Origin of the sequence: Streptomyces sp. NPDC005761 (assembly GCF_040630635.1) — a bacterium.
GTDB lineage: Bacteria > Actinomycetota > Actinomycetes > Streptomycetales > Streptomycetaceae > Streptomyces.
Map to the genome: position 1 here is coordinate 39,851 of NZ_JBEXXX010000025.1, position 21,597 is coordinate 61,447.

Consider the following 21,597-nt stretch of genomic DNA (forward strand, 5'->3'; position numbering starts at 1 on the left):
CTCCCGAGGTTCGTGTGACCGGCGATGGGCGGGCGGGCGGTTACCGTCGGCGTTCCTGCTCCAGCGTTGCGACGATGTCGCTGTACCAGTCGAGGTCCGGGGAGTCCGAGCCACCGAGGTACCAGTCCTCGGCCCCGGCCATGCCGAGCTGCTTCGCCACGGCACGCAGCACGCTGGTGCTCGCGGCCCAGCGCATCACCACCTGCTGACGCGACAGCACCCAGGGCAGTCCCAGCCGCTGCTCGATGAAGGCGAGTATCTCGTCGAGCGCCCGTTGGACCTCACCCTCCGACGGCTGCGGGCGCAGCCAGAGCTCCCATGTGGCCTGCGCCAGAACGGGGTTCACCCGGTGCAGGGCGTCGAGGGCGGAGCACGCGCGTTCCACGGGATCCTCCTGGCCGCGCAGTTCCACGCCGGACTCGACCAGGGAAAGCTCCACCGCCGCGGTGAGCATGGCCTGTCCGGCCCACCAGGCGAGTCCGTACTGACCGGCGTCCAGCGCACCGTCCAGGTCGTAGCGCAGGGCCATGACGTCCAGCTCGATGGCGTTGACCCGGCGCTTGGTCCGCACCCAGCCCTTGAGTGGGAGACTGTGCACGGTCATCGCTGAACCCCCTGAACACTGGACACCACGTAGCCGGCGTCGGCGAGCTCCCGCATCAGCGGGGTTGCGGTCGTACGGATGTCGCCGGGGGATACCGCGAGTTGTCGGGCGGTCCGCTCCACGGCGGACATCCAGGAGGCGCCCTCGGCGAGGTGACCCATGAGCATCCGGGCGAGTCCCTCGATCCGTGTGATGGACCTGCTGCCCCGGATCAGGTGCAAACCGGTCCCGTCGGTCACCGTCTCCACATCCTCGGCGAGTGTCCAGCTGACGGCGTCATCGGCCCCGCCGGTGGCCATGTCCGGCGAAATGCGCTCCCGCAGAGCGACAAGGGCCGGCTCGAGATCGGCGGGTGTCACGTCGTGCCCCTGGAGGCAGGACCGGTAGCCGGGCGTGTCCGCTCCGAAACGGCGGGCGGCCTTCACCGTGACCCACTTCAGCCTGGGATAGGCCTCCCCCTCGTCCGCCAGCTGCGAGGTCGCCCGCCACACCGCCGCTTGGCGGGCCAGGATGACGGCCCGCGGGACTTCTCGCAGCGCCCCGGCGACCGTCGCTCGTGCCAGGTACGCGGCCGCCTGTGCCAGGGACCACCGGGCGAAGAGGACTGCGGACCGCTCGGCGGAGCACCGGTCAAGGACGGCCTCCGCCTCACCGGTGACCTTCAGCCGGGCAGCGACCGACAGCCGGTAGTAGCGGTCGAAGTCGCGGAGGGTGAGGACCTGCGGGGCCTCGTCCGGGGTGGTGTCCCGAAAGACGTCGGCCAGCTTGTGGAGCGCCGCGAGATTCAGGTACTCGACGTCGACGTAGCGCGAATCGCGGATGCCGATGGCTATGGGTTTGGTGGCAGTGCTGCCCGACGGCTGGATCACATAGAGATCGATGTCCGAGTTGCTGTTGCCGAAGCCCTCTATCAGGGAACCCGTGGCCAGGCAGGAGGTGTCGTGCGGGACACGCTCCAGGTAGGCGTCTATCTCGTCGACGACGTCCTGGGCCAGATTCTCCGGCAGGAGTTCTGTCCGCGGGGCGCCCTGCGGCTGCGGCCCTGCGCGCATCACAGTCCCTGTCCGTAGCGGTGAATGGTCGGCATGGAGTTCTCCTCGAAAGCGTCCCGGCAGCGGCCGCGCTGGATCTTCCCGCTGGTGGTGACGGGCAGCGTGCCGGCCGGCACCAGCCAGACCACGGACACCGGCAGGCCCGGGCCCCGGCCCAGCGCGGAGACGATGCGGCGGGCCAGGGACCGCGCAGTGTCGGCGTCGGTCGCTTCCTGGGCCTCCGCCCGGCATTCGGCCAGGACGACCGGAACGGGCGCGGGGGCGCCCGGCAGCTGGGCGACGAAGACCGCCGTGCGGCCCGGCCGGATACGGTCGTCCACGGCAGCCACGACGGCCTCCAACTCGACGCTGTAGAAGTTCTCCCCCGCGAGCTGGAAGCGCTCCTTTGCCCGGCCGACCAGGAAGAGCTCTCCGCCTTCCCGGAACCCCAGGTCGCCGGTCCCGCAGCCGAGGGTTCCGCCGACCCGGTGCGCGCCGTCGGGCGCGGTGGCAACCTGCGGGCCGCTGATCCACACCTCGCCGACCTGGTCCGGTCCGAGAACGGCCCGTGTGTCGGGGTCCAGGATCTCCACGCCGGTGCCGCGCAGCGGCGGGCCGCAGGAGACGACCTCCTGCGCGTCCGTCGCGCAGGCCGGCGCCTCGACGTGCCCCCGGCGCAGCGCCGCGGCCGACACGGCGCGGATCCTGGGTGCCTGCCGCGGCGGGCATGTGGTCACCGTGAGAGTTGCTTCCGCCAGCCCGTAGGAGGGCGTGAACGCCGCATGGTCGAAGCCCGCCTTGCGGAACTTCTCGGCGAAGGCGCGCATCGTCGCCGACCGCACCGGCTCGCCCGCGGAGCGCGCAACACGCAGCCGGGTCAGGTCGTACTCCCCCGTGTCGTCGGGGACCTTGCGGTTGCACAACGCATAGCCGAAATCGGGGGCGGAGGTATGGGTCGCGCGCCAGTCACTCATGGCCCGCGGCCAGAGCGTGGGGTGCCGGACGAAGTCGAAGGGGTCGAGGAGGACCGAGGTGTACCCGGTCCACAGGGGGCGGAGCACGGCCGTCACCAGCCCCATGTCGTGGTAGAGGGGCACCCAGCTCACGGAGACGCTCTCCGTGGTCTCCTCGAACGCCTCGGCCGCTTGGGCGAGTTGGGCCAGAACCTGGCGGTGCCGCAACAGGATCGGCTTGGGTGCGCCGAGGGACCCGGAAGTATATTGGACGTAGGCGACGTCATCCGGCGCGCCGCCGGCCCGGGGCGCGTTCTCAGCGACCGACGCCCGCAGTTCATCGATGAGCAGGACCGGACAATCCTCGGGCATCGCCGGCGCGGCGGCTGCTTCCGGGGTGTCGACGACGACGGCCCGGGGGGCGGAGGCCCTGATGATGCCGCTGAGCCGCTGGGCGTGCCCTCGATGCGCGTGGGGCATACCGGGAGCGGGCACGGGGACCATCCCCGCCTGGAGGATGCCGAAGAATGCCTCCAGGAAGCGCAGAGGGTCACCTGCCACGATCAGCACATAGGGGCTGCCGGTGCCCGGGCAGCTCAAGGACAGCTGATGGCCGAACCCCCGGGAACTGCGCCTGAGATCGTAGGCGGACAGCTCTCCGACAAGGTTCGCGGAGGAGTCCAGCCGTACATAGCGGACACGGCCGTCGGCCGCCCTGCGATCCAGTAGATCCAGCAGGCCGTGCATGTTCTTGCCGTTCTCCATCTGCAGGAATCAGCCGCGCAGTGATTTCAGCATGTCACCGAAGGTCGGGCTGCCCAGTACGAGCTCCATCGCGACATCCTGACCCGTCTCCGCGGTGAGCATTTCACTCACCTCGGCAGCATCGAGGGAATCCCCGCCGACTCCGAAGAAGTCATCGTGTACAGCGATCGATTCCACGCCCAGGATTTCGGCACACTTTGCCAGAATATCTCCGTCGCGCCCGAAAACCGGCACAGTTTCCCCTCATCGTTCTCAATGGTTGCGATAATTCTCAGATGGGATCTCCACCGTCAGACAACGGCCGGCACCAGAACTTCCCCGATTTCAGGTGAAGCTACTCCAGCCAGACCACCCGCACAAGAGCCTTCAGTGCTGCGAGATGGCAATAGGAGGCGTTCCATCGAGGTTGGTACGAGATTACTCCCGGAACATCCCCGACACTTTGTACCCCGCAGTGACCAGCCTGAACAGGATGCCGGAAACGACCTCGAGCAGGAACAGTGGCGACAAGTCCGGCGGCGATACGATTTACCACTGCTCGAACCGTTTGCCCGAACGGCGAAGCCATCCCACGCGTGTGACGACCTGCTTCCGCTGTGCCGACCGAAGTGAGCGACAACCCGGCACACCACAAATCCCGCCGAACCACCCACCTCTCCGCCTGACCAGTGGAAACGCCGCCCATCGACTACGGAAAGACAATTGCGTCCAGAGGGTAACGCAACGGGATGCGCGCCCTTGGAGCTGGAGGATCCCCAAGTGGAGCCGTGAAGTCAACTCTTGACGCTGTGTCGATCACGCTGGAAAGATCCCGGCCAAGCCAGGCAGGTCTCAGTCTCGGTGCCGTAACTCCTAGTTGAGTCTCCGGTCCCTTGATCGGTGAGGAGTTGGGGCGCAATGATGCGTGCCGCGGTAATTGGCGCCGGGTTCGGGGAGCAGCATCTCGCGTGGCTCCGGAACTGCCCCGAGGCGGAATGCGGCCTTCTCGTCTACGGACAGAATCGCGAGAAGGCTGAGAAAGTCGCCACCGAATACGGCGTTCCCCGAGTGAGCGACGACGTGAGGGACGCCTTCGACGACGCATACGACCTGGTGGTGATCGCCGCTCCGGTCGACCTCCACGCGGAAATCGCAGAGGAGGCGCTCGGGCGTGGCAAGTGGGTCGTCTGCGAAAAGCCACTCGCCCTCACCATCGAATCCGCAGAGTCCGTCGTCCGAGCGGCCGAAGCAGCCGGCGTTCCGCACATGACCATGTTCCAGTGGCGATTTCACCCCGCCTTCGGCACTCTGCGCGACATGATCACCGACGGCAGGCTCGGTCGGGTGGTTCATATGGATCTGCAGTTCCACCACGACTTCCTGGCCGGCCCATCGACGGCCTTCGCATGGCGTCACACGAAGAGCCGGGCAGCGGCAGGCGCCCTCGCCGACCAAGGTGTCCACCTGTTCGACCTGTTGAGCTGGACGACCGGCGAGGAATACGCGATTCTCGGCGCCGCCTCCAGCATTGTCTGGCCGATCAGGACCACGCCGGAAGGAAGTCCGGTTCCGGGGCGGACCGAAGATGCCGGTTCGGTACTCGCGCAGTCGCCGGGCGGCACGATCGCCACGATTTCCGTGCTGCGTGTCACCGGCGGACACCGCCGACTGCGGGTCACGGTCTCCGGAACCGACGCGGTCGTCTCGGTGGAGGTGTGCCCGGACACCTCCGAGGGCCGCCTGGATTCCTCTGTGGCCGGGGAATCCGCCACTTGGCCCGCCGGATCACTCGAGAACCCCTACCCTGCATTCCTGGCATCGAACACCGGGGGTACAGACGCCCGGATCCCAGATTTCTCCGCCGGTCTGGCGGCCCAACGCCTTCTTGAATCGGCTGCCGCACATTCCCCGGCAGTTCTGAGCGAGTGAGCAGAAGGATCAACATGACACATTCGGCCAAGGTTGCTGTGGCAGGCGTCGGCAACAACATATCCGCACTGACCCAAGGGATTCGGTACTACGCGAACCTCGCGGCACAGGGAGTTCCTGCCGAGGAGTTCCCAGGCATCAAGAGGCCCGAGATCGGCGGGCTCTCCGTGTACGACGTCGAAATAGTAGCGGCCTATGACATCGATGCCGAAAAGGTCGGTTCCGAGCTGAACGAGGCTGTTTTCCAGGCGCCCAACAACTATCCTCGGCTCGGCGTTGAGATGGCACCCACCGGGGTCGTCGTGGAAACGGGAATCTCCCCGGACGCGACCGTGGACGACGAGATCCGTCGTCTTGCCCGGTCCCTGCGCGACAGCGGTGCGGAAGTGCTGCTCTACTCGCTCCCGACGGGTCTGCAGTGGGCCGCCACCGCCTACGCGGAGGCGGCTCTGACGGCCGGCGTGGCCTTCGTCAACTGCACCCCCGAGATCGTCGGCCGGGACGAGCAACTCCATGCACGGTACGTCTCCGCCGGGGTACCGCTCGTGGGCGACGACCTGGCCAGCCACATCGGTACCTCCGTGGTGCACCGTTCGCTGCTGGCACTCTTCGCGGAACGCGGCATCACGCTGGCCAGTTCCTACCAGCTGAACCTGGGCGGGAACGAGGACTTCCGCAACCTGCGTGAGCAGGGAGCCTCCAAGCGACAGTCCAAGCTGAACGCACTGGCCCAGGACGGTGTGCCGCTGGACCGCGTGGACGTCATCCCCTCAGCGGGCTACGTTCCCCACCTGATGGACCACAAGGTTGCCTACCTCAACATCGAAGGCGTCGGGTGGGCGAACACCCCGGTCGAGGTGGACCTCAAGCTGCGTGTGCAGGACTCGAGCAACGCGGCCGGCGTCATCATCGACCTCATCCGTATCGCGGCTGCCGCCCTGCGCGCGGAGGAGAAGGGCTTCGTGGCCGCTGCCGCAAAGCTCCTGAAGTCCCCTCCGAAGGGCCATCCCTCGTACAGCGCGCACGATGTCGAGGCCAGCTTCGCCGCACTCAGTCCCTCCGCCTCATGAGCGGTGCTGCGGCGGAGGCCGCCGCCCCGAACTGGGTGTTGATCACCGGGGCGAGCCGGGGCATCGGACGGGCTGCGGCCCTCTCCCTGGCCGCGGCCGGGTATCCCGTGATCCTCTGGGCGCGCACCGCTGCCGATCTCGCGGACGTTTCCCGCACGATCGAGGAGCGCTGGGGAACTCCCGTCCGCACAGCCGTCGTCGACGTGGCCGATTCCGACCGCGTCGATGAGGCGGCGGCCGAGTCCCTGAAGGGCATCGAGTCCCTACGCGGCGTCGTGGTCAACGCGGGTGGCGGGATCTGGAGTTCTCTCGAAGAGATGAACACCGATGACTGGCGCCAGGTACTGGGCCCCAACCTGGACGGTGCGTTTCACACCCTGCGTACCGCCCTGCCGTACCTGCGCCGCCGGCCCGGTTCGCAGATCGTCGGTCTGGCGTCGGACTCCTCCTACAACTCCTTCAGCGGAAGGGGCGCCTACTGCGCCTCCAAGGCCGGATTCCTCTCGCTGTTGGAGACGGCACGCCGCGAGTCCCGTGAGAGCGGGGTCCGGGTGACCGCGCTGGTGCCCAGTCGGGTCGACACCTACTTCCGGGGCAAGCAGCCCGGCTCCAGGCCGGAGGCGCTGACTATGGCGGAGGTCGGCGAAATGATCGCCTCGGTGTTCGCCCTGCCCGGGAGACTCGAGGTCCGCGAGATCCAGTTCTCCTCCATCACCTCATCCTTCGGCATGTTTCCGGAGGTCTACGCGACGGAGCCGACGAGTGTCTGACACGTCCGGTACCCAGGTGATACAGCCTCCGGGCCACACCCTCCCCATCGGCAAGTACTCGCCGGCGGTCTCCGTGCCGCTCGGCAACGGGCGACGCATGGTGTTCGTCAGCGGGCAGGTCTCCAGTGACGCGGAAGGCACGGTCATCGGCCCGAGCGACGCGACCGTCCAGACCGAGACGGTCTTCCGTCTCCTCTCGGAGGTACTGAAGAAGGCCGGCGGCGAACTGGCCGACCTCGTCAGCGTCGTCATCTACCTGTCCGACATGGCGGACTTCGCCGCGGTCTCCGCCGTCCGCAACCGGGTACTCAGCGACCCCGCCCCGTCGAGCACTCTGGTTGAGGTCTCCCGGCTCGCCATCGCTGAGCACTTGGTGGAGATCTCGGGTGTCGCGGTGGTGGAGGAGAGGCGGTGAGTTCCGGCCCGGCAGGCCGGAACACCCTCCGGGACCAGGAGGTAGTGGTAGCCGGCAGCCTCAATATGGACTACCACCTGACCGTCGAGAAGGAACCCGTCGACGACGGATCGGTGCGGGTCACGGGCCTGTTGGTGACCGGCGGCGGACACGCCGGGAACTGCGCCGTCGCCCTGTCGGCCCTCGGCTGCCGGGTGTCGTTGTTCAGCGCGGTCGGCGACGACGCGGAAGGCGCCTCGCTCCGCACCGAACTGGAGCAGCAAGGAGTACGCCACGACCACGTCGTGGAGGTGGCGGGTGCCACGACCGGACGGGTGTTCATCCCCAGCTATCCCGGCCACCGCAGCATGCTCATGTATCGCGGAGCCACCGAGGAATGGAGGAGAGAGACCTGCGCCTCCCTGCCGCTGTCTCGTTTTCGAACAGTCGTCCTCTTCGACCCGCCGAAGGACGTGGCGCAGGAGCTGGTGGCTGCGGCCGGCGCTGCCGGTACGCCTGTGCACTGGACACCGGGAGGGCTCCACGCGGGTGCCCCCTGGGCTGTGCGGCTGGCGGCGCGCTGCCACCGCGTGTACGTCAATCGTGCCGAGTTCACCGACATGTTCGACGCTCCCCCCGAAGCCGATCACATTCTCCGGGCGTGCCGTCAGCACGGGCTCTCCGGGCTGGTCGTCACTCTGGGCAGTCGGGGCGCCCTGGCCTCGGACGGCAGGAACGTCTGGTTCACCGACGCCGCGGAGGTGACCGCCACCGACTCCACGGGGGCGGGTGACGCCTTCACCGCCGGAGCAGTGGCCGCCGAGCTCCTCGGTCACGGCTGGCCCCTCTCTCTTGCCTGGGGTGCCGCGGCGGGTGCCCACGCAGTCACCGTGCCCGGTGCGCGCGACACGTCACTGTCCCTGGACCGGCTCCCGGCCGCCGCAGCTGCCGTCCGCGCCGGATCGTTCATGCCTGAAAGCGAGGAGCGGACAACACCATGAGCATCGACATTCTGACGAAGGCGTTCCACCAGGTCGACTGGCACCGTCTGGAGCAGGTCCACGAGGCTGCCGCAGCGGCCCTCCCTGTGCTGGCGGAGCCGGCCGAACTTGGCCGGTTGTGGGACCGCATGGAGGACGACGACCAGCTCGCCGCAAGTGCCGAGGCATTCAACACGTTCCAGAAGTTCGTGCTGCAGGACGATCCGGAGACCGGTGTGCGGCTGCGGCTGCACATCTTCGGAGACCACATGGTCGAGGAAGCGCACAACCATCGCGCGAGCTTCAGCTCGCTGATTCTTCGCGGCAGTTACCGCCACGTTCTGTACGGGAACGTCGAGGACATCTGGGGTGACGAGAACCGCCCCGCCCAGGCACCCGACCCCAGGTTCATTCAGGAGCAGCTGCCCGGCTCCAGCTACACGCTCGACAACGCGTTCGTCCACGCCGTCTACGCCAACCCCGGCACCATCAGCCTGGTCATCCAGGGGCCACGTGACCGCAGCAGCTTCCGCATCTACGACTTCCTCGAGGGTACGACCCGCACGCGGGTGGGCGGCTCGAACGCCAAGGAGGCGCAGGAGCCCGGGGAGCGCAAAATCGGGCGCGCCGAACTGGGCATCGTACGACTCAAGTTGGCAGAGCTGGGCCTGCTGGCCTGACAAGCCTGTTCCGACCCTCCCTCTCTCCCCCGCCCCACCACCCGAACTGATTGAGGACGTCGTGAAGAGATCACCCCTGCCGCTGACGGTGCTTCATCCCTTCGCCGATCATCGCAACGAGGACCCCGATTTCGTCGTGGGCCTGGTGCACCCCCACCTCGTCGAGGCATGGCAGAAGAACCGGCTGAAGTACCGGGAGAGCCTTGCCCTCGGATACCTGGCCGGCTCTCTGGACAAGCACGGCTACACCTCGACCAGCATCAACGCGGAGCTTCTCGGTATCAATCCCGAGGAGGTGGCCGAGCGCCTTTTGGCGGACCCGCGGATAAGGCTGATCGGTATCTCCGCCAAGTCCCAGCGCACCTACCGTGCCGCCCGGCAGATCGCCCGGCTCGTGAAGGCCGTGCGGCGGGACGTACACATCACGCTGGGCGGCGTCTTCCCGAGCGCGGCGGACGGACAGATCCTCGCCGACTGTGCAGAGATCGACTCCATCGTCCGTGGCGAGGGCGAGTACGCGATCGTGGAGCTGGCCGCACGCATCCAGCAGGGACTGCCTCTGCGGGACATGCGCGGCCTGTCCCTGCGGGTGGACGGCGAGTTCGTCCGGACACCGGACCGGCCGCGTATCAGGGACCTCGACAGTCTGGCGTTCCCTGCCCGGCACGACCTGCAGGAGATGCTCGCCCAGAACTCACGCGGCTCGAACTCCGCCTACCTGGTGGCGTCGCGGGGCTGTTACGCCTCCTGCACCTTCTGCTCCATCCACCAGATCTACGGCGACCACAACGTGGTGCGCAGGTCGCCGGAGAGCATCGCCAACGAGATGCAGTCCGTCAAGGACCGTTACGGCGTCAGCCGTTTCTCCTTCGTGGACGATCTGTTCATCATGCCCTCCCCCACCGGAATCCGCTGGGTCCACGACTTCTGCGACCTGCTCACCGAGCGCAAGCTGGAGGTCAACTTCTACGCGGAGATGCGCGCGGACACCATTGAGAAGTCACTGGTCCGCAGGCTCATGGACGTGGGCATGCACCGTCTCTTCATCGGGGCTGAGTCCGGTGTGGACTCCGTCCTCCTGCGGTGGGACAAGGGCACCACCGTCGAGGACAACGACCGCGCGCTGCGTGAGCTGCGCGAGGTCGGTATGGCACCGCACCAGATCAACTTCGGCTACATCATGTTCGACCCGGAGATGACCTTCGACGAGTTGAAGGAGCAGTACCGGTGGATCCGGGACTCCGGGTACGCCAAGGTGCAGCACCTTCAGAACAAGATGAACATCTACTGGGGCACCCCTCAGTACCGGCGGATGATCGAACTGGGCCGGGTCGACGACTCCGCCCTGGGCGACCGGTGGATCTACACCTTCGATGATCCGCGGGTGAACTCCTTCGAGCCTGCCTTCCGCAGGTTCCACCGCAGGTACGAGGCCGACTCACGGGCGATGGCCGTGCTTGCCGCCCGGGAAGCGTTCATGGAGCGAGTCCTGGAGGACAAGACCCGCACACCCATGCCTCGCTGGCTGTTCGAGTGTCTCAGCCAGGCGATGCGCCGGGTCGACCAGTCCGACCGCGACTGCTACTTCTACGTCTTCCAACGGCTCTTCGACTTCCTCGAGGACAGCGAGACCCTCCCGGAAGGGGCCGAGGAACAGATCTGGCAGGAGCTGGAGCATCTGCTGGACGGCCTCGCCGCGGATGCCGTGCTGCTGAGTGCGCTGGCGGACAGCGTCCAGCAGATCACCGAGGAGGACGGCACGGCCGTCGCCCGGGCGGGAACTGCCTGGCACGCCGACGGCGAGGGCGGAGAACGGGAAGTGACGGTCTGGCTGGCCGAGCACGCCGAAGGCATCGACGGCTTCCGGGTCGGTCTGGGCTATGAGGGACATGACCGTTACGACCACTCCTGCGAGGTCGTCACGTTCCCGGCCGGTGGTGACCGCGATGGCATCGCCACGCGCCTGACCCCGAGGGCCGACGAGATCCTCGCGAAGGTTTCGGCCGTCCCCGCGGCAGCGGACGGAGGCGCAGTGTGATCATCTGCGGTGTCAAACTCACCCATGACGGCGGCGTCGCCCTCATCGACGACGGACGGCTGGTCTTCTCCGTCGAGATGGAGAAGCTCGCCAACAATCCGCGCCATCAGCGCATTGACGACCTCGAGATCGTGAGCCGGCTGCTCGTCGAGTACGGCTACCGGCTCGCGGACGTGGACCGCTTCGTGGTGGACGGCTGGCGCAAGACCCACAAGGTGAAGCCCTGGGGCGGTCAGGAGACGCTGATCGATCTGGCTCCGTACCGTCGGGGACTGGTCGACGACAACCTGCTACGGCCCTACATCTCCCGAATGCTCGATCTGGAGTACACCAGCTACCCGCACTACGCGGGGCATGTGGCCAGCGCCTACTGCTCCAGCCCTTTCGCGAGGGCAGCGGAGCCGTCGTACGTCCTCTGCTGGGACGGAGCGATGTTTCCGTTCCTGTACCACTACGACCCGTCAACCCAGGTCATGGAGAGCCTGGGAGCGCTTCACCACATGCTGGGCGACACCTACCACACCCTGGCCATGGCCTGTCCCCCCTTCGACGCCCCACTCCAGTGGCCGCACACGCTCGCGCTGCCCGGCAAGATCATGGCGTACATCGCCCACGGCACCGCGGACGAGGGAGTTGTCGAGTCCCTGCAAGTCCTCCTGCGGGAAGCGGAACGGGAGGTCTTCGGGACGGACCAGCCGGACGACGACCGGCTGACCGAGGCTGCCGGACGACGGATCCTGGCCCGGATGAAGGAAGAGCTGGACTGCGCGGGGGCGCGCCCCGCCGATGTCCTCGCCTCGATTCACACCTTCTTGGGCCGGGCACTGGTCGACGGGCTGAAGGAGAAGATCGCCGCGGACGGCCGGGGCACCCGGAACCTCTGTCTGGTCGGTGGCTGTGCCCTCAACATCAAGTGGAACAGTGACATCCGCGCTTCGGACATCGCGGACACGGTATGGGTGCCGCCCTTCCCGAACGACGCGGGCAGCGCCCTCGGCGCGGCCTGTTGCGAGCTGCTTCGCTCCCCCGGCCCCGTCCACCTCGAATGGGATACCTACGCGGGTCCCGCGCTCGTCCCCTCGGAGCCGATGCCGGGGTGGGCAGTCCGGCCGTGCTCGGCTGCCGAACTGGCAGGCCGGCTCCACGAATCGGGGGACCCTGTGGTGGTGCTGCACGGCAGGGCCGAGCTGGGGCCGCGGGCGCTCGGCCACCGCAGCATCCTCGCGCCCGCATCCGACCCCGGCATGAAGGACCGCCTGAACGACGTCAAGGGGCGTGAGCGCTACCGCCCGGTGGCTCCGATCTGCTTGGAGGCGCGGGCGCCGGAGGTGTTCACGCCCGGTGTGCCCGACCCGTACATGCTCTTCGAGCACGAGGTGCGGCCGGACTGGCGGAACCGGGTGCCGGCCGTGGTCCACCTGGACGGAACGGCCCGGGTCCAGACGGTCGGTCCCCGGGACGATTCCTTCGTCTTCGAGGTCCTCACCGAGTACGAGCGGCTCAGCGGCATTCCGCTGCTGTGCAACACCAGCGCCAACCTCAACGGCAGCGGTTTCTTCCCCGACGTGCGCAGCGCGATGCGGTGGGGCCGGGTCCCGGCGGTCTGGTCCGACGGCATGCTGTACGAGAGGGCCTGACGTGCAGCAAGGTGGAACAAGCTGCCACGTACCCGAGTGGCTCTCGAGGGTCGACCGCAAACGGGAGATCTACGCCGGCGATCCGTACTACCGGGATGCCTGGGACGATGTCTCGGCCGTGCTGGGCACGGGTCCGGCCGTCGCGGACGCTCTCCACGCCGTCGCCCCCCTCGTTCTGCGTCCTGACGCGGTAGCCGCGCGAGGCGGAGCCGGGCTGCTGACGGCGGTGCGGGACGCCGGCTTCGTCCCCGTGGCCTGGAGCACGTTCCGGTTCGACCGCCACACCACGCGTGAGGTGTGGCGGTACCAGCTGAACATCGCCACCCGTGAGCGCATAGACGTGATGGACCTGATCATGCCGGCGGGCGAGTCACTGTACGTACTGCTCAGGGACACCCGGAAGACCGGGATCCCGGCCACCACCCGGCTGAGCGGGCTGAAGGGACCGAGCCGGCCCGAGGACCGCGAGACACATCATCTCAGACGGATCGCGGGGGCTGCCCAGGCCTCGGTGCTCACCTACGTCCATGTCTCCGACGAACCCGCGGACATCGTGCGAGAGCTCGGCATCTTCTTCGACCGGCCGGAACGCACCCGACTGCTCGGCGCTCTCGATGCCAGACAGGACGTGACCGACCAGGTGTTGGCCGTGCTCGCCGAGATCGAGCAACGTACCGAGGCCTGCGACCTGTCCTGGAAGTCAGCACTCGAGCGGCTGAGCCGGCTACTGGCCGACCGGCCGGACGGCACGGAACTGAACTCGATGCTCGAGCGGGTGCGATCGGGCCGAAGCAGGGACTGGCGGTCTCTCCTCGACCAGGCGGACCGGCTGGGGCTGAAGTGGCGGCACTGGGACCGGGTAGCGGTGGCCGCAGAGCTGAGTGCTCGGCACCTGGAAGTGGAACCCGTCATTCCCGACGTGGGCCGATCCGCGTGGACAGCCGACGAGCCTGCCTGTCCCGAGGACCGGGGAGCAGCCGCCCTGCCGGCTTGACGGCACGGCTGGTCCGGCCGGACCAGCCGGATTCGTACCAGGCACGACGAGAGACAAGCAGGAGACATCATGACTGACGGACGGGTGACCGTCGCACGTCTCGCAGAGGCCAAAGGGCTTCCGGTGGAGGCCCTGCGTCGCTTCGGGCTGAGCGACGTGGACGAAGGGGTGCGGTTCGCTTACGTGGCCCCGGGTGGAGCGCCCGGCCGGACCCGGCTGCGCACCGGCATGCGGGGGGCAGGGGGATCCGCGTGGGTGCCCGGGGACGTGCACCCCGTCGTGGCCTACTGCAGCGCCGACGGACTGGACCACGCCCGGTCCGCCGGATACCAGATCGTCGTGGAGGGTGAATCCGACTGCTGGACAGCCTGGCACCACGGACTCCCCGCGGTCGGCATACCCGGCTCCGACCACTGGGACGCGCTCGCCCCGGAGCACCTGCCGGTCGGCGAAGTCTTCGTCCAGGTGGAGGCGGACAACGCGCAGACCTATCCGGACGGAGTGGCGGGATACGTCGCCGCCGTGGTGCGCCGTATCCGCATCCTCGGATTCACCGGCCGGGTGCACGAGCTCAAACTGGGTGACGGCATCAGCGACCTGAGCGACCTCTACGGCAGCGACCCCGACGGATTCACCGCCGCGGTGTCCCAGGCGCTCGACCGCTCCCGCCTTGCCGGTCAGGAGACACCGTGACCAGCCGGCAGACCGCGGCGCCGGTCGGCCAGGACGACCGCGGTGACCACGACGTGCGGGAGACTCTGGCTCCGCACTACTCCGTCAGGTCCTCCCGGGTGGTCGACCTCAACCTCTTCCGGCTTCGCATCTCCAGCAACGCAGCCGACTTCGGCGGGTACTCGTACTTCAGCAGGTTCGCCCAGCCCGCTGATCACTGCACCTACGAGATCGTCTGTGTCGACCTGGACCGGGATCCGGTCGACCCCGCGCTGATCGAACCCCTCGCGGACCGGGGTTTCCGCGCCGACCGGTTCCGGAGTGGTTTCTACCTCACTCACCACTACGGCCCGCCCGCCTACCTGGTCACCCGCGGCAGCACCATCTACGTCTTCGGCCGCCAGTTGGAACGCACCATCTGGCCCTACTTCACCAAGCACCTGCTGACCCTGTTCGCTGTGGACCACGACATGGTCCATCTCAAGGCCGCCGCCTTCGCACAACCGACGGGTGCCACATTGCTCTTCGGCCGCGGGAGCGGAGGCAAGACCGTATTCCTCACTCAGGCGTGCGCGGCCGGCGCGGCCTTCGTGAGCAACACGCACGTGCTCACCAGCGGTAGCACCGTGCACGGAGTCCCTTCCGCGATGCGGGTCCGCCGGGACCGCTGCTTCGAGGAGCTCATCGACTCCGGCAGGCTGGAGAAGCACCTGGACGCGTCCGAGTACCGGCTCGATCCCGGAATGATCTTCGGCCACGAACCGGTGGCCGAGGCAACGGTCCGCAACCTGTGCGTCATCGACTACAACGCCGATCGGCCCCCCTGCTTCGAGAGCGTGGAAGAGGAGACGTTCAACGCGTTCCTGGACCTCTTCGCCTTCGCGATCGGCACCTATGGCCTGAAGGACGACGTGCTCACCCATCTGGGCAACGACTTCCAGCACTACGGCGACGTCTTCTCGACGATGAAGCGGCGCATGCACGATCTCGTCAAGACCTCGCGACGCCTCTACGTCAACGCCGACATGCTGGACCCGCAGATCCGCGACCGCACGCTCGCCCGGCTCGCGGAGCTGTGAGGGCCATGGAGTGTCCTCCTCCCGTCCTATCCGCCGGGACAGCCGACGCGACGGACCGGCCGGCGGGCCGCGCCGTCGACCGGGCGCCGCTTCGCTGCGGCTTCCCCACTCACCGAGGAGGCCGGCGGTGACCTGGGTGGGTGTGGTGGCCTATGAGGGCGTCGAGGAACTCGACCTGGCCGGAGTCGTCGCGCCCCTGACCAAAGCGGCGCAGTGCACGCAGCACAACAGCGGCCTGCGGGTGCTGACAGCCGGTCCGACACCGGAGGTAACCGGGTCCAACGGGCTGGTGATCGGCGGTCTCCGGACGCTCGCCGCCCTGTCGTCGTGCGCTGCGGTGGTACTTCCGGGTGGCCGGGGCGCGGAGGAGGCCGCGGCCTCCCCGCTGCTCCGGCAGGCGGTTGCGGAGGCGGCTGCGCGGGGGGCTGCGTTGTTCTCCGTCTGCACCGGCGCTCTGCTGGTGGCCGCTGCCGGGGTGCCGGCCAGGCGCATGGCCGTCCACGGCGGCAAGCAGGATCTGCTGCTGAAGCTGACGTCGGCCGAGATCGGCCGCGGGCTGATCCGCGACCCGGTTCTCACCAGCGTGGGAGGGCTTCCGGGACCGGGGATCAAGGCCGTCGACATCGCCTTCGAGGTGATCCGGCGGTTCGCCGCCGAGTGTGTGCCCTGCGTGGCGCAGCGACTTGAAGTTCTTGCTCCTTCCTGGCCCGTGACCATCAGCGCGGCCGGACCCGCGACGAACGAGGAAGAGGAGCCCCGCCTTGGCTGAGCAGGGAATCGTGACGCGGTCGCTGCGCCGCGAGTTCAAGGACAAGGCAGGACGGGTACGGGCCGCCGTCAGTGGTGTCGACCTGACAGTCGAGCCGGGCGAGCTGGTGTCCGTACTCGGCCCCAACGGCGCGGGCAAGACGACCACGGTACGACTGCTGACCGGACTGCTGACCCCAACCTCCGGCTCCGCCGACGTCGGCGGCCACGACATCGTGCGTGAGCGCCGTGCCGCTTCCAGGGCTTGCGGCTTCAGCCTGGGCGGCGATCTCGGCCTGTACCCGCGACTGACGGCCCTGCAGAACCTGACCTTCTTCGGCCTGATGTACGGCCTTCGGGGATCGCACCTGCGGCAACGCTCCGTCACGGTTCTCGAGCAGATGGGACTTGCCGACCGCGCCGGTGACACGGTGGGCACCTTCTCGCGGGGCATGAAGCAACGCCTGCACCTTGCCCGGGCACTGCTGCACGAGCCCTCGGTGCTGATTCTCGACGAGCCGTCCGCCGGGCTGGACCCGCAGTCCGCCGCTGCGATGCGCCGGCTGGTGGGCGGACTGGCTCAGGAGGGCCGGAGCATCCTGCTGACCACGCACGACATGAGAGAGGCCGAGGAGCTCAGCGACCGTGTCGTACTCATGAAGAACGGCGCCGTGCACAGTGAAGCAACGCCCGGCCAATTGCGGGTGGCCGCCGCCGCCCGCCTCGGACACTCGGTCCAGATCATCTGGACCGCGGCTGAGGAATCGGTACCGGCGTGCGACGCCTGCCCCGGACTGCTGGAAAGCCGCCAGGACCGCGGTACCACCCGGCTGCGGGTTCATGACGGGGCAACAGCGGCCGGCTGGGTGCTGGCCCGCTTCGGCGCCCAGGTCGCAAGCGTCTCGGTCACGCCTCCGAGTCTGGAGGAGGTCTTCCTGGACATGGTGGACTCACGGTGACCGCGACCACCTGGCGCGCGGCGGGCGACCAGATACGCATGCAGGCGAGCAGCCCGGTCGCCCTGCTGGCGGGGCTCATCATGCCCCTGGTCTTCGCTGTCATCCTTCACAGTTATCGTTCCGCGGCCGTCGACCCGGCATTCGCCGTGGGCATCGCCGGCATCGGCTACCTCGACGCCCTGATCGTGCTGGTGGTGGTGAGCCTGCTGGGCGAAAAACAGTGGCGTACCCTCACCCCGGCCCTGGCAGCCCCTTACGGCATTGTTCCCGTGGTGCTCGGCCGTCTGGCGGGCATGACGGTCCAGGCTCTCGTGTCCCTCCCCGGCACGTTGCTGCCGCTCGCCCTTCTGTGGGGGCTGACGCCCGGTTTCGACTGGCTCCGATGGCTGGTGGGCGGTGCTGCGCTGGCCCTTGCCACCACTTCCGTGGTGGGGCTGATGGCCTTCGTGGTGCTCCGCTTCCCCTTCTCACCGGGCATGACGAACGGCCTCGTGGGCCTGCTGCTCGCTCTCGGATCCCTGCTCGTTCCTCGGGACGCGCTGCCGCCGGTGATCCGCCAGCTCTCATGGCTCATGCCGCAGTCACACGTCATGGGCTGGGTACGCGGAGCCGGCGCCGGCAGCCTCGCCGTGTCTTTCGGGCTCACGGCTGTTTCGCTGGCGATCGTGGTGGGCCTGGTACTGCGCCTCCAGCAAGCCGTCCGTGACCACGCCATCCCGCTGGAGGCCTGAGCGATGTCCCATCCGGTCCTCCAGGGCGCGGCACTCAGTTACCGCGCGCTCTTCACCTGGCTCAACCCGCTCGGCTACCTGAGCTCACGCCTGATCCGGCCCATAGGTCTGGCGGTCACGTTCGCGGCGGTCAGCTCCCACTACGGCGGTTCCGTGGCCCGCACGCTCGTCGGCGCGAGCCTGCTGGCCTGCGCACACGCGGTGATATACGGGTTGGCACTGGCGGTCGCCAACGAGCGCTCCTTCGGAACGCTGGACCTGTGGCTGGCCTCGCCGCAGAACACCTTGGCGGCCATCTGCCAACGAGGACTGCCACATCTGGTCGACGGCTTTCTGAGCGGGCTGATCACCTACCTGGTCTGCGGCCTGCTGTACGGAGTCCTTCCCGTGCCCCTCCACACGTTCGCCGGAGCTCTGATCCTGGTCCTGGTGAGCGCGTTCGGTATGGGGGTCCTGACCGCGGGCATCGCGCTCCTGGTCAAGGACGTGTTCACCACTCCCAACCTCGCGCATCTGCTGCTCATGGTCTTCTCCGGAACTCTGATGAACACCGAGGCCCTGCCGTCGCCTCTGCGTCCCGTCTCGGAGGCATTCCCGATCAGCCATGTCGCGGCATATCTCTCCGGACCGGTCGGCCGAGGTCCGGGCCTCGTCGAATCCGCAGTCTCGGAGGTGGCTGTGGGGCTGGTCTGGTTCGCCGGTGGCGCCCTGCTCGTGCAGATCTTCCTCCGGAGAGGTTCACGCGGCTGAGCAGGCCGCGCACCAGGGTCTCCCGCGCCTGCCGGTGCGGGGCAGTGCACCACCAACGAAGGGGTTCCTCATGGAGGACATTCTCGAATTCGGCGACGTGGAAGCCGAAGTACGGGAGCAGGTCGAGGCCGCGACGCCCGCGGTCGTGAACGTCGATGTCGTGGACGTTGTGGACGTGATCGACGTTGTGGACGTGATCGACGTCGTGGACGTGATCGACGTCGTGGACGTGATCGACGTGGTCGACGTGATCGACGTCGTGGACGTCTGAAGGTAGATGCAGTGGGGCGTGGACGCCGAACGGTGTCCACGCCCTTCCCCGTCGTGTCAAAGGAACCCATGCGATACCGCGAAGAAAAGCTTGTCACCGCCCGTGCCGCGACCGCCCGGCTCGCCGATGACCCGCTCATGGACGCCATCTACCTCGCCGGCAGCCTGCCGGCAGGACTGGGCAGCCCGACCAGCGACGTGGACGTGTTCGCCCTCGTCTCCTCGAACACGGACATCCAGGTACGCCAGATCACCGAGGGCGGCGAAAGGCTGGACGTCGAGACCTACACTCTCGACTGGTTCCGTGACGCCTTCGCCAAAGTCGAGCAGTGGGCCGTCAGCCGGCAGGACCTGCGGTCCACCGGACTGACCAAGAACGAACTCGACGTGCTCCTGCGCATGCGCCAGATGGAAGTCGTCAAGGACTCACCGAATCTGGCGGACCTCCGCAGCCGACTGGCTCACAACGAGGACCGGCTGCGGCAGATGGCTCTGAACCACTGGGCACTTGAGGCCAACGGCCATCTCTCGGACTTCAAGGGCTCCTGCGAGGACGAGGACTTCACCACCGCCGCCCTGGTCGGACAGACCTTGATGCTCTGTGCGGGCAAGTCCCTGACCACTGCCGCGGGAGATCCGTACTACGGCACCAAGTGGGTGCACCGCCAGCTCGACCGATCGGTCAGCAAGGACTTCCCCCACAGCTTGTACACCTCCCTCCAGACCGGTTCCTGGGCTGACGGAGACCCTCGCAAGGGGATGCGGGAGTTCCTGTCCTTTCTTCAGACGCTTTCGGTGGCCTCGCAACTGCTCGGATGGGACGCGCCCGAGGTGAACCGGTGGCCCTTCTGGGTGACGGGGCCAGGAGCTCTGAGGCGGAATCCGCAGTACAACGTCATCCACCTCACCGAAGGCGTGCTGCTCAACAACGAACTGCGGCGGCAGTTCGTCGTGAAGCCCGACGTCGCACTCGTCTGGGGGCTGTGCAACGGCCGCGAACCGGAGGAAGTGGTGGGAGCCGCGGTCCCGCTCCACAAGCCTCTTTCGGCCGGCACGGACGAGGCGCCGCTCACCGCGGGCCGCGCCCACGAAATCGTCCAGGTACTCCTGCGCCGCGGCCTCGTTTCGCGGGAGCTGTTCCGGTGACCGCGCCGACCGGCCGCGCTCCTGATGTGGGGGCGGAGCCGGAATCGTCCTTCGACCGCCTTCTCGAGGCGGTCGCCGCGCACTGGTGCGAGGAAGGTGTACGGCTGGGCGCGCAGTACGCGCAGGCATTCGTCGAGGCGACATCGAACGTGCGGCTCGACAGCACCGTCCGCCACGGGGCCCGCGCCGGTCACGGGACGTCGCTGGACCGCCGCTTCGGAGTTGGACTGCTTCTGCGCCGGCGGGACTCCTGGTGGTATGGCTCCGCTCCCCTTGCCGAACCTGGCCTCCTGGCGGAGAGAGTGGCCGCGCTCCAGGGTTTCGGCCGCCCCCGTGCTCCCGAGCCCATCAGTCGGTGCTCCGAACTCGAAGAGGAACGCCCTCACCGAGACCTGTACCTCCTCACCGACTCCATCACCCGGTCGGCTGCCGCCGCAGACCTGTCCGTGGATTTCGTACAGGACTTCTTCCGCGGGCAGCGGGCAGTGGTGGACTCCACCGGCGCCGGCCGGAGCTGGCGGTCCACCGGTGGGCGCCAGCGCTGCGCCGCAACAGCATGGGGACAAGGACAGCAGGCACGCGTATTCACTCGGCGCAACGCCCCGCACTGGCGGCTCGGAGATGCCGGGCCCGACCTCGCACTGTCCGCGGAGAATCTGATCCTCTCCGCCGCTGACCGTTCCAGGGCCTTGCTCGGCTCCCGACGGCTCGGTGTCCGCACCACACCGGTGGTGCTCGCCCCCCGGGTCGGGGCAGCTCTGCTACATGAGCTGATCGGTCATGCGCTGGAGGCGGACAACCTGGCCAAGGCTTCGAGCTATACCAGCGGCCTGATGGGTGCCGCTCTCACATCGGCTCCGCTGCGACTGGTTGACGACCCAGGGGTTCCCGAAGGCATGGGAAGCTGCGCGACGGACGACGACGGGCAGGCCGCGACCCGTGTGGTCCTCGTCGACCAAGGCATCGTGGCCGGTCGCCTCACTTGCACGAGGGCCGTGTACGGCTCCTGCGACCTGAGTACTGGAAGCGGCCGCAGGGAGGACTACCGTCATGCCTCGCTTCCCAGAGCATCGAACACCGTTGTTCTCCCCGGACCGGACAGCACCGCCGCTCTGCTGGAGCCGCCCCGGGGCGGTCTCCTGCACGTCGGCGCCCTCAGCTCGGGCGAAATCAACCTGGATCGCGGCGAGTTCTCCTTCGCGGCGTCGGAGAGCCATTTCCTGACACCCGCTGGGGACAGGATTCCCCTGCAGGACGTGGTCCTGTTCGGTGACGCCCGTGATGCCCTTCGGCAGCTCGCCGGCATCGCCGACGACGTGGAGGGTGACAACGCGACCTGCGGGAAGCAGGGGCAATCCGTCCGTATCGGCCTCCACTCGCCCACCATGCGATTCGAACAGCTCACCTGGCGGTGTTGAC

The 21,597-nt window shown here is 67.9% G+C and carries 22 protein-coding genes; 18 read left to right on the forward strand and 4 right to left on the reverse strand.

Annotation, left to right across the window (positions count from 1 at the left end; genetic code table 11):
- Positions 1-40: 40 nt before the first annotated feature.
- Genes ABZ434_RS22405 through ABZ434_RS22420 form a run of 4 tightly spaced genes read right to left on the reverse strand, consistent with a single transcriptional unit; the run spans position 41 to position 3,587 of the window.
- A complete protein-coding gene (locus tag ABZ434_RS22405; RefSeq protein ID WP_359139555.1) occupies positions 41-604 on the reverse strand; it encodes a hypothetical protein in 564 nt (187 codons plus the stop codon).
- Positions 601-1,656: a hypothetical protein gene (locus ABZ434_RS22410; RefSeq protein ID WP_359139558.1), complete on the reverse strand. Its 1,056-nt coding sequence runs from the start codon at positions 1,654-1,656 to the stop codon at positions 601-603. The genes ABZ434_RS22405 and ABZ434_RS22410 overlap by 4 nt, the downstream gene beginning before the upstream one ends.
- Positions 1,656-3,353: an AMP-binding protein gene (locus tag ABZ434_RS22415; RefSeq protein WP_359139561.1), complete on the reverse strand. Its 1,698-nt coding sequence runs from the start codon at positions 3,351-3,353 to the stop codon at positions 1,656-1,658. Before ABZ434_RS22415 ends, ABZ434_RS22410 begins: the two co-directional genes overlap by 1 nt.
- A 9-nt stretch (positions 3,354-3,362) precedes the next feature.
- The gene (locus tag ABZ434_RS22420; protein WP_359139564.1) at positions 3,363-3,587 is read right to left on the reverse strand and encodes an acyl carrier protein; all 225 of its coding nucleotides are present in this window, start codon (positions 3,585-3,587) and stop codon (positions 3,363-3,365) included.
- Positions 3,588-4,250: 663 nt separating this feature from the next.
- Here ABZ434_RS22420 and ABZ434_RS22425 point away from each other — a divergent pair.
- The 18 genes from ABZ434_RS22425 (at position 4,251) to ABZ434_RS22510 (ending at position 21,596) form a co-directional block, all read left to right on the forward strand.
- On the forward strand, positions 4,251-5,261 hold the full coding sequence (locus ABZ434_RS22425) for a Gfo/Idh/MocA family oxidoreductase (RefSeq protein WP_359139567.1): 1,011 nt from the start codon (positions 4,251-4,253) through the stop codon (positions 5,259-5,261).
- 14 nt (positions 5,262-5,275) lie between these two features.
- Positions 5,276-6,331 carry a hypothetical protein gene (locus ABZ434_RS22430; protein ID WP_219567182.1) on the forward strand — a complete coding sequence of 352 codons (1,056 nt, stop codon included), beginning with the start codon at positions 5,276-5,278 and terminating at the stop codon, positions 6,329-6,331.
- A complete protein-coding gene (locus ABZ434_RS22435; RefSeq protein ID WP_359139571.1) occupies positions 6,328-7,101 on the forward strand; it encodes an SDR family NAD(P)-dependent oxidoreductase in 774 nt (257 codons plus the stop codon). Before ABZ434_RS22430 ends, ABZ434_RS22435 begins: the two co-directional genes overlap by 4 nt.
- Complete coding sequence (locus ABZ434_RS22440) at positions 7,094-7,516, forward strand: RidA family protein (RefSeq protein ID WP_359139574.1); 423 nt, start codon at positions 7,094-7,096, stop codon at positions 7,514-7,516. Before ABZ434_RS22435 ends, ABZ434_RS22440 begins: the two co-directional genes overlap by 8 nt.
- A complete protein-coding gene (locus ABZ434_RS22445; protein WP_359139577.1) occupies positions 7,513-8,496 on the forward strand; it encodes a carbohydrate kinase family protein in 984 nt (327 codons plus the stop codon). Before ABZ434_RS22440 ends, ABZ434_RS22445 begins: the two co-directional genes overlap by 4 nt.
- Entirely contained in the window at positions 8,493-9,155 is a 663-nt protein-coding gene (locus ABZ434_RS22450; RefSeq protein ID WP_359139580.1) for a hypothetical protein, read from the forward strand. The genes ABZ434_RS22445 and ABZ434_RS22450 overlap by 4 nt, the downstream gene beginning before the upstream one ends.
- 61 nt (positions 9,156-9,216) lie before the next feature.
- Complete coding sequence (locus ABZ434_RS22455) at positions 9,217-11,193, forward strand: radical SAM protein (RefSeq protein ID WP_359139583.1); 1,977 nt, start codon at positions 9,217-9,219, stop codon at positions 11,191-11,193.
- Complete coding sequence (locus tag ABZ434_RS22460) at positions 11,190-12,830, forward strand: carbamoyltransferase N-terminal domain-containing protein (RefSeq protein ID WP_359139586.1); 1,641 nt, start codon at positions 11,190-11,192, stop codon at positions 12,828-12,830. The genes ABZ434_RS22455 and ABZ434_RS22460 overlap by 4 nt, the downstream gene beginning before the upstream one ends.
- A 1-nt stretch (position 12,831) precedes the next feature.
- Positions 12,832-13,824 (forward strand): hypothetical protein, encoded by a 993-nt coding sequence (locus ABZ434_RS22465; RefSeq protein ID WP_359139590.1) that lies wholly within the window; start codon positions 12,832-12,834, stop codon positions 13,822-13,824.
- A gap of 69 nt (positions 13,825-13,893) precedes the next feature.
- On the forward strand, positions 13,894-14,517 hold the full coding sequence (locus ABZ434_RS22470) for a hypothetical protein (RefSeq protein WP_359139593.1): 624 nt from the start codon (positions 13,894-13,896) through the stop codon (positions 14,515-14,517).
- 65 nt (positions 14,518-14,582) lie between these two features.
- Positions 14,583-15,575 carry a FomB family phosphonate monophosphate kinase gene (locus ABZ434_RS22475; RefSeq protein ID WP_359139704.1) on the forward strand — a complete coding sequence of 331 codons (993 nt, stop codon included), beginning with the start codon at positions 14,583-14,585 and terminating at the stop codon, positions 15,573-15,575.
- A gap of 127 nt (positions 15,576-15,702) precedes the next feature.
- Positions 15,703-16,344, forward strand: a complete 642-nt coding sequence (locus ABZ434_RS22480) for a DJ-1/PfpI family protein (RefSeq protein ID WP_359139596.1) — start codon at positions 15,703-15,705, stop codon at positions 16,342-16,344.
- Positions 16,337-17,281, forward strand: coding sequence for an ABC transporter ATP-binding protein (locus tag ABZ434_RS22485; protein WP_359139602.1), 945 nt, complete (start codon positions 16,337-16,339; stop codon positions 17,279-17,281). The genes ABZ434_RS22480 and ABZ434_RS22485 overlap by 8 nt, the downstream gene beginning before the upstream one ends.
- Positions 17,278-18,012, forward strand: coding sequence for a hypothetical protein (locus tag ABZ434_RS22490; RefSeq protein WP_359139605.1), 735 nt, complete (start codon positions 17,278-17,280; stop codon positions 18,010-18,012). Before ABZ434_RS22485 ends, ABZ434_RS22490 begins: the two co-directional genes overlap by 4 nt.
- A gap of 3 nt (positions 18,013-18,015) precedes the next feature.
- Complete coding sequence (locus tag ABZ434_RS22495; RefSeq protein WP_359139608.1) at positions 18,016-18,762, forward strand: ABC transporter permease; 747 nt, start codon at positions 18,016-18,018, stop codon at positions 18,760-18,762.
- 70 nt (positions 18,763-18,832) lie between these two features.
- The gene (locus tag ABZ434_RS22500) at positions 18,833-19,033 is read left to right on the forward strand and encodes a hypothetical protein (RefSeq protein WP_359139610.1); all 201 of its coding nucleotides are present in this window, start codon (positions 18,833-18,835) and stop codon (positions 19,031-19,033) included.
- A gap of 68 nt (positions 19,034-19,101) precedes the next feature.
- A complete protein-coding gene (locus ABZ434_RS22505; RefSeq protein WP_359139613.1) occupies positions 19,102-20,178 on the forward strand; it encodes a hypothetical protein in 1,077 nt (358 codons plus the stop codon).
- Positions 20,175-21,596 carry a TldD/PmbA family protein gene (locus ABZ434_RS22510; RefSeq protein WP_359139616.1) on the forward strand — a complete coding sequence of 474 codons (1,422 nt, stop codon included), beginning with the start codon at positions 20,175-20,177 and terminating at the stop codon, positions 21,594-21,596. The genes ABZ434_RS22505 and ABZ434_RS22510 overlap by 4 nt, the downstream gene beginning before the upstream one ends.
- Position 21,597 lies beyond the last annotated feature (1 nt).

What these genes read in the sequence shown, in the direction of transcription:
- ABZ434_RS22405 (WP_359139555.1), bottom strand. Translation starts at nt 604, where the DNA reads ATGACCGTGCACAGTCTCCCACTCAAGGGCTGGGTGCGGACCAAGCGC.
- ABZ434_RS22410 (WP_359139558.1), bottom strand. Translation starts at nt 1,656, where the DNA reads ATGCGCGCAGGGCCGCAGCCGCAGGGCGCCCCGCGGACAGAACTCCTG.
- ABZ434_RS22415 (WP_359139561.1), bottom strand. Translation starts at nt 3,353, where the DNA reads ATGGAGAACGGCAAGAACATGCACGGCCTGCTGGATCTACTGGATCGC.
- ABZ434_RS22425 (WP_359139567.1), top strand. Translation starts at nt 4,251, where the DNA reads ATGATGCGTGCCGCGGTAATTGGCGCCGGGTTCGGGGAGCAGCATCTC.
- ABZ434_RS22430 (WP_219567182.1), top strand. Translation starts at nt 5,276, where the DNA reads ATGACACATTCGGCCAAGGTTGCTGTGGCAGGCGTCGGCAACAACATA.
- ABZ434_RS22435 (WP_359139571.1), top strand. Translation starts at nt 6,328, where the DNA reads ATGAGCGGTGCTGCGGCGGAGGCCGCCGCCCCGAACTGGGTGTTGATC.
- ABZ434_RS22450 (WP_359139580.1), top strand. Translation starts at nt 8,493, where the DNA reads ATGAGCATCGACATTCTGACGAAGGCGTTCCACCAGGTCGACTGGCAC.
- ABZ434_RS22470 (WP_359139593.1), top strand. Translation starts at nt 13,894, where the DNA reads ATGACTGACGGACGGGTGACCGTCGCACGTCTCGCAGAGGCCAAAGGG.
- ABZ434_RS22495 (WP_359139608.1), top strand. Translation starts at nt 18,016, where the DNA reads ATGTCCCATCCGGTCCTCCAGGGCGCGGCACTCAGTTACCGCGCGCTC.
- ABZ434_RS22500 (WP_359139610.1), top strand. Translation starts at nt 18,833, where the DNA reads ATGGAGGACATTCTCGAATTCGGCGACGTGGAAGCCGAAGTACGGGAG.
- ABZ434_RS22505 (WP_359139613.1), top strand. Translation starts at nt 19,102, where the DNA reads ATGCGATACCGCGAAGAAAAGCTTGTCACCGCCCGTGCCGCGACCGCC.